The organism is Limnovirga soli (genome assembly GCF_013106755.1).
GTDB lineage: Bacteria > Bacteroidota > Bacteroidia > Chitinophagales > Chitinophagaceae > Limnovirga > Limnovirga soli.
On the sequence record NZ_WHPF01000002.1, the window covers coordinates 342683 to 358703 of the forward strand.

General features: G+C 38.7%; 12 protein-coding genes. All 12 read left to right on the forward strand.

Annotated features, from left to right (window positions below; genetic code table 11):
• The first annotated feature begins 72 nt into the window (after positions 1-72).
• The 12 genes from GD597_RS03245 (at position 73) to GD597_RS03300 (ending at position 15907) form a co-directional block, all read left to right on the forward strand.
• Complete coding sequence (locus GD597_RS03245) at positions 73-867, forward strand: thymidylate synthase (RefSeq protein WP_171606376.1); 795 nt, start codon at positions 73-75, stop codon at positions 865-867.
• Positions 868-915: 48 nt separating this feature from the next.
• Positions 916-1413, forward strand: a complete 498-nt coding sequence (locus GD597_RS03250) for a dihydrofolate reductase (RefSeq protein WP_171606377.1) — start codon at positions 916-918, stop codon at positions 1411-1413.
• 128 nt (positions 1414-1541) lie between these two features.
• A complete protein-coding gene (locus tag GD597_RS03255) occupies positions 1542-2867 on the forward strand; it encodes an ATP-binding protein (protein ID WP_171606378.1) in 1326 nt (441 codons plus the stop codon).
• 43 nt (positions 2868-2910) lie between these two features.
• The gene (locus tag GD597_RS03260) at positions 2911-4176 is read left to right on the forward strand and encodes a tetratricopeptide repeat protein (protein ID WP_171606379.1); all 1266 of its coding nucleotides are present in this window, start codon (positions 2911-2913) and stop codon (positions 4174-4176) included.
• Positions 4177-4480: 304 nt separating this feature from the next.
• Positions 4481-5203 (forward strand): sulfotransferase-like domain-containing protein, encoded by a 723-nt coding sequence (locus GD597_RS03265; protein ID WP_171606380.1) that lies wholly within the window; start codon positions 4481-4483, stop codon positions 5201-5203.
• A 12-nt stretch (positions 5204-5215) separates the two neighbouring features.
• Positions 5216-6115, forward strand: a complete 900-nt coding sequence (locus GD597_RS03270) for an aminotransferase class IV (protein WP_171606381.1) — start codon at positions 5216-5218, stop codon at positions 6113-6115.
• Between the two features lie 241 nt (positions 6116-6356).
• Entirely contained in the window at positions 6357-9320 is a 2964-nt protein-coding gene (porW, locus tag GD597_RS03275; protein WP_171606382.1) for a type IX secretion system periplasmic lipoprotein PorW/SprE, read from the forward strand.
• Positions 9321-9581: 261 nt separating this feature from the next.
• The gene (locus tag GD597_RS03280; protein WP_171606383.1) at positions 9582-9938 is read left to right on the forward strand and encodes a hypothetical protein; all 357 of its coding nucleotides are present in this window, start codon (positions 9582-9584) and stop codon (positions 9936-9938) included.
• A 270-nt stretch (positions 9939-10208) separates the two neighbouring features.
• Entirely contained in the window at positions 10209-10628 is a 420-nt protein-coding gene (locus tag GD597_RS22240) for a hypothetical protein (protein ID WP_171606384.1), read from the forward strand.
• A 305-nt stretch (positions 10629-10933) separates the two neighbouring features.
• Positions 10934-11548 (forward strand): VOC family protein, encoded by a 615-nt coding sequence (locus GD597_RS03290; protein WP_216368502.1) that lies wholly within the window; start codon positions 10934-10936, stop codon positions 11546-11548.
• Between the two features lie 245 nt (positions 11549-11793).
• Positions 11794-13671, forward strand: a complete 1878-nt coding sequence (locus tag GD597_RS03295; protein ID WP_171606385.1) for a transglutaminase-like domain-containing protein — start codon at positions 11794-11796, stop codon at positions 13669-13671.
• A gap of 10 nt (positions 13672-13681) precedes the next feature.
• Positions 13682-15907, forward strand: coding sequence for a DUF3857 domain-containing protein (locus tag GD597_RS03300; RefSeq protein ID WP_171606386.1), 2226 nt, complete (start codon positions 13682-13684; stop codon positions 15905-15907).
• The last annotated feature ends 114 nt before the right edge of the window (positions 15908-16021 follow it).

The following is a 16021-nucleotide window of genomic DNA, read 5'->3' on the forward strand; positions in this document are numbered from 1 at the left end:
TTTAAATTCACATATTCCCCACAGCCATGCTTAATTGCCGAAAGCATTATAGTTTTTATCTACCTTGCAGGCATGCAACAATACCAGGATTTACTACAACATATTTTAGATAATGGCAGTGTAAAAACTGACAGAACCGGTACAGGCACTACCAGCTATTTTGGGTATCAGATGCGCTTTAATTTGCAGGAAGGTTTCCCGCTGGTTACTACCAAGAAAGTGCATATGAAAAGCATTATTTATGAATTGCTTTGGTTTTTAAAAGGTGAAACCAATATCCGATATTTAAAAGAACACAATGTATCTATATGGGATGAATGGGCTGATGCCAATGGAGAATTGGGGCCTGTATATGGTAAACAATGGCGCAGCTGGCAAGGAGCCGATGGAACAGTAATTGACCAGATTAGCGAGGCGATACAACTGATAAAAAAATCTCCCGACAGCAGAAGAATATTGGTAAGCGCCTGGAATGTTGCAGAATTGCCACAAATGGCATTAATGCCCTGCCATACCATGTTTCAATTTTATGTGGCGGATGGTAAACTTAGTTGCCAGTTGTACCAACGCAGTGCCGATGTGTTTTTAGGTGTACCCTTCAATATTGCCTCTTATGCTTTGCTAACCATGATGATTGCACAGGTATGCGGATTAGCAGCCGGAGATTTTGTACACACATTTGGTGATGTACATATATACAGTAATCATATGGAGCAGGTTCAACTGCAATTAAGCCGTACTCCATTTCCATTACCCACTATGAAAATTAATCCTGCAGTTACAGATATTTTTGGATTTGCATATGAGGATTTTACTTTGGAAAACTACCAATGCCACCCGGCCATAAAAGGCAAAGTGGCGGTTTAACAGATTGCATTCATTCGTCACCCGTTTTAAAAAATTAGCATAACCTGTATGATTATTACTCTGGTAGTAGCTGCATCTGAAAACAATGCCATTGGTAAAAACAACCAGTTATTATGGCATTTACCCAACGACCTTAAATTTTTTAAAAACACTACCTGGGCTATGCCGGTGGTGATGGGCAGAAAAACTTATGTATCTCTGGGTAATAGTCCGTTAAATGGCCGTTTTAATATAATAATTACCCGCCAGCAGGATTTTACGGCACCAGGCATTACCGTTGTAAACAGTCTTGAAGCGGCCATTGCCCTTGCCCAAAGCCACGATTACAAAGAGCTGATGGTATTGGGTGGTGGCGAAATTTATGCTGCAGCCATGCCTGTAGCCACAAAGATGGTAATCACCCGTGTGCATGCCATATTTGAGGATGCAGATACTTTTTTCCCTGTTATCGATGAAAATATTTGGTCGCTTAGCTCCCATCAGGATTTTGAAAAAGATGAGAAACATGCTTATGCTTATAGTTTTCAGGTATGGCAAAGAAAATAGGTGGGTGATTTTATTAGATACAAAACATCCCATTTTTTAAAATACATAAAATAGCACCTCTATTCATTATTTCACATTTTTCATACACCAATCTTCCTTACTTTGCCATTTTAATTACAGTAGTAAGTATGAATGAAATTATAGAGCAATTAAAACAGGCTGTTAGCATATCTCCCGACAATACTCCCCTGCGCCTTCACCTTGCAGTAATGCTGATGCAGCAACAAATGCCCGCCGAAGCAGCCGTAGAATATGCCGAGATTCTTAAACGTGAACATGGCAATATCAAGGCATTGGCAGGTTTGGCAGAAGTATATATCCTGCAAAAAAAATACTCGGCCGCTATCATTTTATTCGAGCAATTACAACAGCAACATGCGTTGGATTTTGATGCAAAAATTAAAATGGTGCGTTGTCTTTTGCAGCAAAACGATATTGCCCAGGCCAAAGAAATTTATGCTTTGGCATTGCAGGAACAACCACAATTTCGTGATACAGAAATTGATGGTGCCTTAAGAATGACAGGAGTTGAAACCGGCATGGATGCAGATAGCCTGTTGGAAGAGCTATCCACTACAGGTAACTATTTTATGGAAAAACCCACTACAAAATTTAGTGATGTGGGTGGCATGCAAAAACTTAAAAATGAAATAGCATTAAAAATAATACAACCACTCAAAAACCCTGAGCTTTATAAAGCATTCGGTAAAAAAATAGGTGGAGGTATTTTAATGTATGGCCCTCCCGGCTGTGGCAAAACTTTTATAGCCAAAGCAACAGCCGGTGAAATTGATGCCCGCTTTATTACCATTGGCTTGCACGATATTTTAGATATGTGGATGGGCAATAGCGAGAAAAACCTGCACGAAGTATTTAAAGTAGCCCGTAAAAATACTCCCTGTGTATTGTTTATTGATGAGGTAGATGCCCTCGGCGCCAGCAGAAGTGATATGCGCCAAAGCTCTATGCGGCAAATTATTAACCAGTTCCTGGCAGAACTAGATGGGGTGAAAGACAATAATGATGGTGTGTTGGTCCTGGCTGCCACAAATGCCCCATGGAGCGTAGATAGTGCATTTCGCCGCCCAGGCCGTTTCGACAGGGTAATATTTGTGTCACCGCCAGATGAAACCAGCCGGAAAGAAATACTGGAAAGCCTGCTAAAAGAAAAACCTGTAGAAAAAATTGATGCCGGCGATATTGCCAAACTAACCAATGGCTATTCCGGCGCCGATTTAAAAGCCTTGATTGATATTGCAACCGAAAGCAAACTGGAAGAATCTTTTGCCAAAGGCAGCTTACAGCCTATTACACAAAAAGACATTGTAAAAGCGGTAAAGCAACATAAAGCCACAACCAGCGAATGGTTTAGTACGGCACGTAACTATGCATTGTATGCCAATGAAACGGGCCTATACGATGAGATTTTACAGTACATGAATATTAAGAAATAATACCCCATTTTGAACGTTTTGTGAGAAGTGATTAAACCATAACATGAGCGATTTAGGCAAACAGCAACATATAGAAAGGGCCCGTCTTTTATTGTATCAAAAAAGATATAAAGATGCTGAAGATCAGGCTGGCATTGTTTTACGGGATAATCCAAATGACTCAGATGCCTTACAGATCATAGGCCATTGCAGGTTAGATACACGCCGCTACGATGAAGCACTTACCCTGTTTGAGCAATGTATTGGCATTGTACCCGATGACGATTATGTGCATTATTTACTGGCATTTTGCTGGTATAGAAAAAACAATATTCCCAACGCAAAAAAATTCCTGGAGCAGGCCATTGCTTTATACCCTTATAATGCAGGGTATTTTTCACTGCTCTCCAATATTCTTATTGCAGAAAGAAACTATGCAGATGCTTTGTATGCAGCCAATCAGGGATTGAATGTAAACGCTGAAGATATTTCCTGCCTTAATGCCCGCAGTACGGCGCTGTTTAGGTTAAACAAAAAAGAAGAAGCCTATGAAACCATCAACGAGGCGTTGAGTATTAACCCCGAAGACGATTATACCCATATCAATTATGGCTGGCATTATCTGGAAAAAGGTAAACACAAAGAAGCTTTCGATCATTTTAAAGAAGCACTGCGCATTAACCCTAATAACAATAGCGCCAAAGAAGGTTATAAATCATCACTTAAATCTAAATTGCCTTTTTACCGGTGGATTTTACAATACAGCCTTTGGCTAAACCACCAAAACCGTAATACCAGACTTATAATGATTTTTGGTTTATGGGGCGTTGTACAGGCAACTTCCTGGGCAGGTAAAAATTCTCCGGAGTGGTGGAAATATATCAGCGGCGGTATTGTATGTATTTATTTGTTGTTTGTGCTTAGCTCCTGGCTGGGTAGTTCACTGGCCAACCTGTATTTATTAAGTTCATCACATGGCAAGCTGGCATTAACCGAAGCCGAGAAAAGCAGTGCACGGGCCGTTGGTATTACACTTTTGGCCGGTATTGCACTTATGATTACAGGCGCCTTTGTAGATAAAACCTTTATTTATGCGGGTTTACTGGCTTGCTCTTTTGCTATCCCCTTTAGCTTTATTGATTTTCCCATACGTTGGTTTAAGGGTGGTGGTCGGCAAACAGTGGCGCATATCATGTTATTTCTTGGTGCTATTACACTTGCCTTATTATTTATCAATAAAGATGATGCCATGCTATCAGGCATTTTATATTTCATCTTTTTTGTGGGATATATGTGGAGTGGTTCTATCATCAGCCTGCGCAGAAAATAGTTGCCGTGTTTGTATTTTAAAAGCTGCATAGCATTACCAAACGTACAAGAGTGCGACGCAAGTGCAGCTCAATAGTACTACCAAAACCGGGCTCAAAAAAATACAGGTACAAAATAATATTTGATTAATTCTTTATTATCATTTTCTTTTTTTTGGTAGCCTGCAGTTGATAATTAATGCAGCTTTACTTGCCACGCTCGGTTCAGGGTTCCACTTTCATGGCAGCAAGGCGTTTTATTTGGTATAGGCTGCTTACATTTGTAACCCCCTATTTAAAAACATTGTGAACTTTTAAAGTTATCATATGCCAAACACCAGAATTTGTTTATGGAGCAGTCCAAGAAATATATCTACCGCCATGATGTATTCCTTTGCGCAAAGGCCCGATACCATTGCATTTGACGAGCCACTATATGCTCATTACCTACGCGTAACCCGCATTATACATCCCGGCAATAATGAAATACTGGCATCGCAGGAAAACGATGGCAATAAGGTAGTAAAGGAAATTATGCTGGCCGATTATGATGCTCCGGTTTTATTTTTTAAGCAAATGACGCATCACCTGATGCAAGTTGATGAAACTTTTTTGGGGCAAATGAAGAACATTATTTTTATACGCAATCCCAAACAAATTATCAGCTCTTATGCACAGGTAAGACCCGATGTAACCATGCAGGATATTGGTATTGAAAAACAATGGCATTTGTATAATCAGCTAAAAGCCAATAACCAGCATTGTGTGGTATTAGATTCGAACGAAATGCTACAAAACCCCGTAAAAGTACTTGGCAGCCTTTGCGAAGCGCTGGAGATTCCTTTTTATACCGAAATGCTTACATGGCCCGCCGGCCCTAAAAAAGAGGATGGCATTTGGGCAAAATACTGGTACCAGAATGTGCATCAATCTACAGGATTTGAAAAGCAGGCAACCAGCAGCCGCGAATTGCCGGCATATCTGGAGCCTTTATACATGGCAAGTAAAAAATATTACGATCAATTATTTCAACATTCTATAAAAGCTTAATTCTTAGTTATTATGCAACAACCATACAATCCAAAAAATGAAAATATCCAGGTATTTGTTGGCGGAAAACTTTACCACCGCAACGAAGCCAAAGTATCGGTATTCGATAGTTCAGTACAAGGTGGCGATGCCGTTTGGGAAGGCCTGAGGGTATACGATGGCAAAATATTTAAACTGGATAATCATATTGACCGTTTACATGCATCGGCTAAAACGCTTGCGTTTACTGATATTCCGGATAAAACCTATATAAAAGATGCCATCAAGCAAACACTGGCTGCCAATAGCATGTTTACTGATACACATATACGTTTAACCCTTACCCGCGGTGAAAAAGTTACCTCGGGAATGGATCCGCGTTTAAATCAAAAAGGATCTTGCCTGATTGTGCTGGCAGAATTTAAACCACCGGTATTTGATAATGCAAAAGGCATTAAACTGATTACCTCGCATATGCGCCGTAACTCTCCTATGCACCTTGATTCTAAAATTCACCACAATAATTTATTAAATAATATTCTGGCAAAAATAGAAGCCAATTATTGTGGGGCCGATGCAGCTATTATGTTGGATAATCTTGGCTTTGTTTCTGAAACCAACGACTGCAATATTTTTATGGTTAAAAAAGGCACCTTGCTTACACCCCATGCAGATGCCTGTTTAACAGGTATTACCCGCGAAACAGTGCTGGTATTGGCAGAAACACTGGGTATAAAGGCAATTGAAAGAAATATATCTATCAGCGAGTTTTACAATGCAGATGAAGTATTTATTACCGGCACCATGGGCGAGTTAACTCCTGTTTACGAAATTGATGGCCGCATCATTGAAAATAAAAATAATAGCGATTTAAGAGGTATTTTGTATAAAGCATTTAAAGCACTCACAGCAACTGATGGTGAACCTATTTAGGTAGCATTTTAAGGATTAAACCTTGTTATAAGCTGCTTAAAGTACCGGAAGTACAAGAGTGCGACGCAAGTAAAGCCGCGATAAGAGCCAATGCCCGGCCCAATATTGGCTTTAAGCTTTTATACCAAGTAAAGAACCGAATTGCTGTATAATGGCTTTAATACAAGGCTCATTAAAAAATAACTGTATTTTTAAAAATATTTTTTCCTTTTTCGAGTTAGTATAACAGAATTTTTACTGAATGAAATATGTTGCGTTATATACGGTGTTTTTACTGCTTTTTTTTATAGTTTCAACAGAGGCACTGGGGCAACCCGGCACTACCATTGATATAAAAAAGCCGGAAAAATATGAAAACAGAACATTGACTTCGGAAAAATCGGGCGATAAAAAATTCAGTTTCCCTAAAAAGCTTACCCAAAATGCCTTTACGCATTACAACTATTATTTTAACGCCAATAACATACTCAACAATATTGTAGCCGAAGCCAAGAAGAATTTTATAGATGATTATACCCGTCTACTACCCTTTTACAATTATACGCTGGAAGAAACATCTACCAACAGCGAAATAGATTCGGTTATTTATAAAACCAATGCCGGCATTTTATTACACGATTTGCGCAGCGATTGGGTTGATAATATGTATCTGCTAATGGGCAAAGCCTATTTTTATCGTAAAGATTTTGATTCTGCCAGCCAGGTATTTCGCTACATCAATTATGCATTTGCCCCTAAGGAAGAAGGTGGCTATGATATTCCAATTGGCAGCAGTGCCGCCAATACCAATGGCTCTTTTTCTATTGCCACCAAAGAAAAGAACAGTTTACCCCAAAAAATATTTGCTACCCCACCCAGCCGTAATGATGCGCTTTTATGGCAGGCCAAAAATTATATAGCCACCGATCATATGGGCGAAGCGGCAGGCATTATTGAAATACTTAAAAACGATCCCATTTTTCCTGCCCGCCTAAAAGCCGAATTAAACGAAACGCAGGCTTACTGGTTTTATAAAACCAATTTGTATGATAGTGCTGCTAATCACATTATTTCCTCTTTAGATAATGCCACCAGCAAACAGGAAAGGGCCCGTATGGAATTTTTGGCTGCCCAATTATTTCAGCTAACGGGGAATAATGATCAGGCGGTTTTTTGGTATAACAAAAGTGCTTCACATACTACCGATCCCATTTTGGAAGTGAATGCCAATCTAAATAGCATTAAGGCTTTTAAAGATAGCAGTAGCAACCTGCTTAAAGAAAAACTGGATAACCTGTATAAAATGGCCCACCGCGATAAATATCTGTCTAACAGGGATATTATTTATTATGCCATTGCACAGGTTGAGCTGGAAGCCAAAAACAATACAGGTGCGGTTGCTGCACTTAAAAAAAGCATCCTGAATTTTAATGAGGATAATCCGGAACAAAGAAGCCTTTCTTTTATGTTGCTGGCCGATATTAATTACGATAGTCAGGATTATGCCAATGCCAAAAACAATTACGACAGTGTTAGCCTGGCCGATTTGAAAGATGAAAAAGATAAAGCCCGTTTCAGCCAGCGGCAGGAGGCCCTCACCATTATTGCAGCTAACCTGCAAACCTTACACGAACAAGATAGTCTGCAACATACTGCCCTTTTACCCAAAGACCAGCGGGATGCATTAATAAAGAAAACCGTGCGTTTTCTGCGTAAACAACAGGGGTTGAAAGAAGAACCTGATGTTCCTTTTGTAAACCCAGCCATTCAACAGCAAACACAAGTAAACATTTTTAATACAGCTACAGGTGCCGATTGGTATTTTAATAACCAGTCGCTAAAAGGTACCGGCTATTCGGAGTTTAAGCAAAAATGGGGCAACCGGCCCAATACCGATAATTGGCGCCGCCAGGCAGCTGTAGATGCACAAAATACCGCCACTGATAGTCAGGATGCTAATGACAATGGTGATGACCAAACTGTGGCAGCAGGTGGCAAACCAGCGCCAAATACGGATGAGAACGGTGAAATTACCTTTGAGTCATTATTGGCAAATTTACCCATAACTGAGGAGCAATTAAATGCCTCGAACGATAAAATAATTGAGGCCCTGTTTACAAATGGTCAGGCTTTTCAAAATAAGCTGGAAGATTATCCATCGGCCATTACTGCTTACGAAACGCTGATGCAAACTTTTCCGGCCAATGGCAATGCAGAGCAGGCCTTATTTAGCCTGTATTACTGTTATAATAAAATGGGGCGCACCAAATCTGCCGACTCGGTGTTGGCGCTCTTAAACGGCAAATATGCCAAAGGCCAGTACACTGCAAAAATCAATAATCCCAAAGCGGTGGTAACGGTAAAAGAGAATGTAAACGATCCGGCTACCAAGGCATACAACCAAATTTATAACCTTTTCCTGGAGGGTAATTTTGAAGCAGCCGTACAAGCCAAAGCCAATGCAGACAGTACTTATGGCAAATCTTATAGGTCGCCGCAGTTATTGTATATAGAGGCCATTTATTATGTTTCCAAAAAAGAAGACAGCACCGCCATTGAAGTATTAAACAATTTATCTGAGCTATATGGCGATTCTCCCCTTGCCGAAAAAGCAAGTACCATGATTGATGTACTAAACCGACGGCAGGAAATTGAAGATTACCTAACCAATCTGCAAATTACGCGAAACGATAAGGAAACCTCCTTGCCCGTGGTAGACCTTACCGCCGTAAATACCACTATAGAAAAAACTGAGATAAAAAGAGAAACCACCGTTTCAAAACCTATTACCCAACTGGCCAATACCAAGGTAGACACTACTTCAAAAGTGAACAACGTATCCCGTTATTTATTCAATGCCAACGACCCGCAATATGTGGTAATACTTTTAAACAAAGTAGCTCCAGTTTATATTAACGAGGCCAAAAATGCATTTACCCGGTATAACCAAACCACTGCAGCCGGGCAAAAACTGGAAATAAGCCCGCTTAAATTAGATGATAATTATAATCTGGTACTCATCGGTCCGTTTAATGATGCGGAGGCGGCTATAGATTATGTTGACAAAACAAAGCCGATTACCAGCAGTCGTATTTTGCCATGGTTAACGGCAGATAAATACACTTATACCATCCTTAGCAATAGCAATCTGGCCATATTAAAAGATTCCAAAGATGTAGAGGGTTATAAAGCCATGCTTAACCAGGTATTACCCGGCAAATTTTAAAACCAATCTCAGGTAACCGGCAATAGTAATGCATGGAAGTGCCGCTTGCTACGTATTTGCTGCTTTGTCATACAAATACCTCAATTATGCGTTCAGTACATTTTTGGACTTTAATCTAAGCAACAATTAATGCGGCAGCTGCTTGTCAGGAAACCAACAGCGGCAAGGGAAGCAGTTATTTTTGGAAACGCCATTTAGTTCCGTTATTTTCGAATTAGCACATACTTTTCTGCACCCACTTAATCACTTAACAATCATATCATGACAAAATCTGCTAAGTCTCTCTACTATTTTGGGTTTTATGTTTTGTTGACAGGTATCACCATTTGCGTTATCCCCGACAATTTTATGGCGCTTCTTAAATTACCAGAAATTTCAACCGGTTGGGCAAGAGCCATTGGACTTTTGGTAATTATTATTGGAAGTTATGATATCCTCAGTGGCCGAAACAATGTAAAGCCCCTCATCAAAGCTTCTATTTATTTACGCATTCTCTTTTTTATTGGCATATTGGTTTTATTTCTTTCTGGGCAAATGCCTAAAGAAATTCTTCCGCTGGGTATTATAGATTTATTGGGTGCCATATGGACAGCCTTTTCGCTCAAAGCAGAATCATAAATATGCATTTTGTTTCCTGTTGTTTGCACCAAGCCATAATACCCATGTGGCTTTTTGTTAACAGGGCTTTTGTAATTCTATGCAACATCGTTGTGTCACTCACTTGTACGTTTAGATTATTAATTGGGCTTTTATCTAAGCAACAAATAATACGCTGTGAGAATGTATGTAAACCTGCAGCTGTGGGAAAAGCTGCAATTCTTTGGAAAAGCTATTGAGTTCGTCTATTTTGAGTTATAGTACATTTGAGTACTAATTGAAAGTTTATTAATGAAAAGATTTCTTCTAGCCGCTTATAAAATAACCTTGTTTCAAGTACTATTTATTTCAGTAATGACTGGACTGAAATTTATACTAACTGTTTATAAAATTGAAATTCCTTTTTTTTGGATTTGTCTTGGAACAGGTGTAATATTTTTCTTTTCTTTAATCATTATGGGCATTATTGAAAATCGTGGAAAGTCATTTAAGGAATGGAGTTCAGAGCCTAATAAGTCAACCATAGAGAAATTTATAGCAAGCTTTATTTCTTGGGGAATTGCAATCCCTTTGGCCTTAACTTATGTTTTATTTTTTTACATAATCACCCCAACATCTTTTCTTATGTTTATTAGTCTTTATGCTGGAATTGTTATAGGTAACTGTATTTCCTTCTTTTCTGGGAATCAGACGCACAAGACTATTGATTAGCAAAGGGCTCACAACAAAAAGTTTTTCGCAAACATGGCAGGACAAACAAACTTAAGCTAATTACAAATCCAGGCTTTGCTTTTGGGCCGACGCTTCAACTATGTGCATTAATTCTGTGCCTCTGTTGGTCGCCTAACCAACAGCACTCATTCTGGTAGAAGTGTGCAGCCAAGCCATTGCAATCTTGCGTACTTTAGCCTTTGCAAACCTAATCATTCCTACCTTTATTGGTATGCTAACCGTGCTTCCAATGGCAGTGCGGTAACAGTAGCTTTTAAATTGAACACTTTCTAACATATAAAGCAATGAAAAAGAAAATAACTACATTTTTTGCAGCAGTAATGATAGCGAATTTAATGGGTTGTGATAATGCTGAACAGCATGATACCAATAACAGTAATACAGATACGATTAGCACCGCAACTGTACCAAAAAAACTTGATTCGATTAAGCATAAAATAACACCTTCTCTTTGGGTGGACAAAGATGCAAAGGCAGTTGCTGATTATTATCTTTCAATCTTTAAAGATGGCCAACTAAAGGAATTTCACCAATATAAAAATCCACCTCAGGAAAAAGGACAGGCCGGTCAAGACAGTTTTGAAACTGCGATTATAGATATCGGTGATATAGAATTGAGTATTTTGGCTGCTGGCCCATACTTCAAGTTTAATGAATCGGTTTCGTTTGTGATTAATTGCAAAGACCAGGCGGAAGTAGATTATTATTGGAATGCATTGACTGCCAACGGAGGAGAAGAAGGATCTTGTGGGTGGTGTAAAGACAAATATGGTTTATCGTGGCAGGTTGTACCCGTTGAATATTTTGACCTGATTAACAGCGATGATGCTGCAGTTAGAGAAAAAGCAATGAAGAATACCTTTAAGCAGAAAAAGCTAATCCTTGCAGAGCTTAAATAATAATAGAAAAAGGCAAAGCAGCATTTGATTTGAATAAACTGTTGCGCCACTGTGGGTTAGTTTACCTAAATTTCCCCTTACCTACTCCATTGGCCAGCTTATGCTGCCATATAACCGGAACGTACAAGAGTGCGACGCAAGAGGCGATGCCATAAGATTATTTGACGGGCAACAAAACTCTTAATCATATTTTATTGGCTGTTTTTTTAAAGTGATTATATTGCAAGTGTTTGAAACTCTCAATTATGAAGAAAGCATTTTCTGCCCTTTACCCATGGATTCTTATGTGCGTTTTGGTACCCAATGTAAACTTTGCACAAACTGAAAGCAATAATATTTCCATCTCGGACAAATCTGCAACTTATGAGTTTGTAAAAGGTACGGTTAACTCACCGGTACTGGTGAAAGAAAAAATTACTACCACTTATAAATGCAATGGCTACAGAACCAATATTCCTTTTGTTGAGTTCTATGATGATAATACTAGCATAGAAAACGTAACTGTTTATGTTAACGGCGACAAATCAAAAGATATAAAACCTGCTTACAGCTATTACTCCGTAAACGATATTTTTTACTCTGATGCACGTATCTGCTATCTGGAGCTGCCCCTTGAAAAGAAGAACAGTGAAAGCCAGGTAGCTGTTGAAAAAACACTAAATGACCCCCGATATCTTACTTCTGTTTATTTCAGCGAGATGTATACTGTTGAAAATATGCAGTTGGTATTTAAGGTACCGAAGTGGGTGAATATTGAAATAAAGGAATTTAATTTTCCGGCAAAAGGTATTACAAAAAATATTGAGCAAAATGCTGATGCCACCATTTATAGTTATACCGCTAAAAATATCGGAGCCCGAAAAAATAATAATTATGCCCCTGGTCCATCTTATATTTATCCGCACCTGCTGATTATGACAAAATCTGCACAGCCCGAAGGGCTGCCTGCAACTACTTATTTTAAAAACCTGCAGGAGCAATACAACTGGTATAAGTCATTGGTTAAGCAAATTGGTAATGACCCGGCCACTTTTAAGGATAAAGTAAATGAAATAGTAAAGGACAAAAAGACCGACGCAGAAAAAATTCAGGCGGTGTATAGCTGGATGCAGGCAAATATCCGCTATATAGCATTTGAAGATGGCATTGCAGGTTTTAAACCGGAAAAAGCACAGGAAGTATACAGGCGTAAATATGGTGATTGTAAAGGCATGGCAAACCTTACTACAGAAATGCTGAAGGTGCTGGGATATGATGCAAGGCTTTGCTGGATTGGCACCAATCATATTGCTTACGATTATTCAACACCATCACTGGCTGTAGATAACCATATGATCTGCGCATTGAAATTGAATGGGAAATTCTCATTTCTTGACGCTACAGAAAAGTATATTGGCTATGGTGAATATGCAGAACGCATTCAAGGCAGGCAGGTGCTTATTGAAGATGGCGCTAAATATATTCTTGAGAAAATTCCCGTACCTGCGGGCACTCAAAACACACAAACCGTTAAACAGGTTTTGAAAATTGAGGCAGCAGCTATTACCGGTAATGTTGAACTAAATTACAAAGGAGAAAGTAAAGAATACATGCTATTTCAGTTAAACAGTATCACACAACAGAATAGGGATGCGGCATTGGTTCAATACCTGGGTGACAATAACAATAATTATAAGATTGACAATATAAAAACAGATGGGCTGCAGGATTGGAATAAGGACCTTTCAATAAAATACGACCTGCAATATGCCAATGCCGTTACAGAATTTGGCGATGAAAAATATATTGATGTAGACATAAAAAAAGAGTTTGGTGGTTTGAATATAGATACAGCCCGTAAACAGGATTATTTGATGCCGTACAAATTTCATATTAGCAATATTACTGAACTGCAATTACCGGATGGCTTTACAGTTGCAGAACTTCCCAAACCGCTGGAAATAAAAAACAGCACTTATAGTTTTGACCTTAGGTATGCGCTTAACGGGAATAAACTGGTGTATAAAAAGGAATTGATGATACTAAACCCACTTATTAAAGTAAACCAGTTCAACACCTGGAATGCAGACAATGCAAAATTGAATAATTTTTACAACGAACAAATAACATTAAAAAAACGATAACCCCACTATTATGAGAAGAGTTGTTGTGTTAACATTGCTGTTAGTATGCATACTTATATCGCAGCATTCAAATGCCCAGCTAAATGAAGCAGATTACCGTAAACAGGCTGAAGAAGTACGTAAATATGTATGGGGGCTTAATATAAAAGCTTTCGGGGAAAGAAATGTACCCGCTGAATATGCCAAATATTCTAAAGTTGTATTAGCTAAATATGAAGAAGTTACTGGTCTTACCAAATCAAAGATTAAATGGATAGGCTTTGGTTTACTACCCCTAAGAGATCTTACCTATACCCATACTACACGTGAACTGGTAAAAATTAATGATGCCGCTGCGCTGGAAGAATATTCAGAAATAAGCTTTCAGAAATTTGCACAACGTTATAATAACAAGCTGACTACTTTTCTGGGAGTAAGGGTTATAAAAGCAGATGGCACCATGAAGGAGATTAATCCCGATGAAATTATACTTACAAATAACACCAATAAGGATAAAAAAGGAAAGCTGGCTGTTTCTGAATTGCAGATTGGTGATATGCTGGATTATTTTATTCAAACAGTAGAATTTTATAATGGTGGCAGCACACTTGATTTTGAAAATTTTGTATTTGCAGATGAAAACCCTATCATGCACTATTCTGTTCATGTAGAAGCAAGTAAAAAATTATCCGTTGAATTCAGGGCTATGAACGGTGCTCCAGATTTTAAAGAAACCAGAAATGAGGAGAATGATATTATCCTGGATGCAGAAAAAACTAATATCCCTCCTTTTCCCTCAAACCTTTGGACTTCTGCATATAGACAAACCCCTTTGCTAAGGTTTCACATGGTAATGGGTTATAAAGGATTAGGCGCAAATTATATGAATGCCCGAAAACCAGGGATTATATATAAGAATCTTGATGCAGAGGAAGTGGTAGAGGATTACAAAGCAACGTTGAAAAATTATGTAGTTAGTTTGCGCCATGAAGTTGAAATCTACGACAATAAGCTTAAGAAAATAGCTCAGTCCTATCTTGAAGCCAATGGCGGTGGTAAAGTAAAAGATAATTCAACCGCATTGTACTATGCTACCCGGCACCATTTTTTTCTTGAACCAGATAAGGAAACAGTTGCTGCGGTAGATAAAAAACGTAATTACAGTTCGCCAAGCGATATGGTATTTTTAGCATTGCTGGAAGCATTGTTTAAGGAGTTTGGAATCGGCTCCAAATTTGTATTAATCCCATCGAAATATGGGCCCAAAGCGGCTGAAGTGATGTCTATGAGCGACCTGTCTCTTGCCCTGCTTACTGAAGACAATCATATTTTCACTGCCATATCTGTATTCGATTCCCCAGATGTTATTCCTTATTACCTGGAAGGGCAACAAGCTACCACACTTGATTTCCATTTGGGGCTGGGTAATTCAAAAGCAGAGAAAGGCAGTTATTCTACCAACTACACACCTGCCGCTAAAAATGTGCATACAGAAGACCTTGTTTATTATTTTGACCCCGCAAATCCACAAAAAATAAAAGTAGACCGCAAAGCTACCATCACTGGATTATTGCGCCTCGATTATCAGCAGCAGTTAAGTTTGTTTGAGGATTTTTACGAGGAAGAGCGCAAAGGAATGGGTATTGAAGAATCTTTCTACGAGGAATTAAAAGACAGCAGAAAAGGTAAAAAAATTGTTGAAGAATACGAACATGCTTTTGAAGAAGCCCGTAAACAATGGAAGGAAAACTTTAAAGCTGAAATAGAAGATCAGTTTAATGTAAAGCCGGAGGAGCTATTGGGTTGCAAAATAGAGCAGTCAGGTATTTTTGAAACAAAGCCTGCTTTTAAATTTAATACGCAGTTCACGGTAAATGCATGGGTAAAAAAAGCCGGCAATAATTTTATTTTAGATGCGGGTAAAATGATTGGTGAGCAATTAAAAATAAAGGCCGATCAGCGCGACAGAAAGGTGGATATATATATGCCCAATGCCAGAACATCTCAATACAATTTGTCTATTCCTGTACCAAAGGGCTATACAGCAGAAGGACTTGACAAACTCAATACAAGTCTCGATAATTCAACAGGCAGCTTTATAACTACTGCAAAACTAGATGGAGCAAACGTAAAAATAACTGTAACGAAAGTGTATAAAAATGCATTTGAAAAGGCAGAAAAATGGCCAGAGCTTTTAAAGATGCTGGATGCAGCTGCTGCTTTTGAAGAAGCAAAGATTATGTTCAGAAAATCTTAGCTTCTAAACTGAAAATAGAAAAATCCCGTTACCATGTAGCGGGATTTTTTTATTATTATTAGACATTGTTGTTTCGCTACCTTACCCTGTTCTATCCTGCTGCCATATTATCTA

Excerpts from the sequence above, each read along its gene's own strand:
- GD597_RS03290 (WP_216368502.1), top strand. The coding sequence starts at position 10,934 with ATGAAAAAGAAAATAACTACATTTTTTGCAGCAGTAATGATAGCGAAT.
- GD597_RS03300 (WP_171606386.1), top strand. The coding sequence starts at position 13,682 with ATGAGAAGAGTTGTTGTGTTAACATTGCTGTTAGTATGCATACTTATA.
- GD597_RS03260 (WP_171606379.1), top strand. The coding sequence starts at position 2,911 with ATGAGCGATTTAGGCAAACAGCAACATATAGAAAGGGCCCGTCTTTTA.
- GD597_RS03280 (WP_171606383.1), top strand. The coding sequence starts at position 9,582 with ATGACAAAATCTGCTAAGTCTCTCTACTATTTTGGGTTTTATGTTTTG.
- porW (WP_171606382.1), top strand. The coding sequence starts at position 6,357 with ATGAAATATGTTGCGTTATATACGGTGTTTTTACTGCTTTTTTTTATA.
- GD597_RS03265 (WP_171606380.1), top strand. The coding sequence starts at position 4,481 with ATGCCAAACACCAGAATTTGTTTATGGAGCAGTCCAAGAAATATATCT.
- GD597_RS03295 (WP_171606385.1), top strand. The coding sequence starts at position 11,794 with ATGAAGAAAGCATTTTCTGCCCTTTACCCATGGATTCTTATGTGCGTT.
- GD597_RS22240 (WP_171606384.1), top strand. The coding sequence starts at position 10,209 with ATGAAAAGATTTCTTCTAGCCGCTTATAAAATAACCTTGTTTCAAGTA.
- GD597_RS03255 (WP_171606378.1), top strand. The coding sequence starts at position 1,542 with ATGAATGAAATTATAGAGCAATTAAAACAGGCTGTTAGCATATCTCCC.
- GD597_RS03270 (WP_171606381.1), top strand. The coding sequence starts at position 5,216 with ATGCAACAACCATACAATCCAAAAAATGAAAATATCCAGGTATTTGTT.
- GD597_RS03250 (WP_171606377.1), top strand. The coding sequence starts at position 916 with ATGATTATTACTCTGGTAGTAGCTGCATCTGAAAACAATGCCATTGGT.
- GD597_RS03245 (WP_171606376.1), top strand. The coding sequence starts at position 73 with ATGCAACAATACCAGGATTTACTACAACATATTTTAGATAATGGCAGT.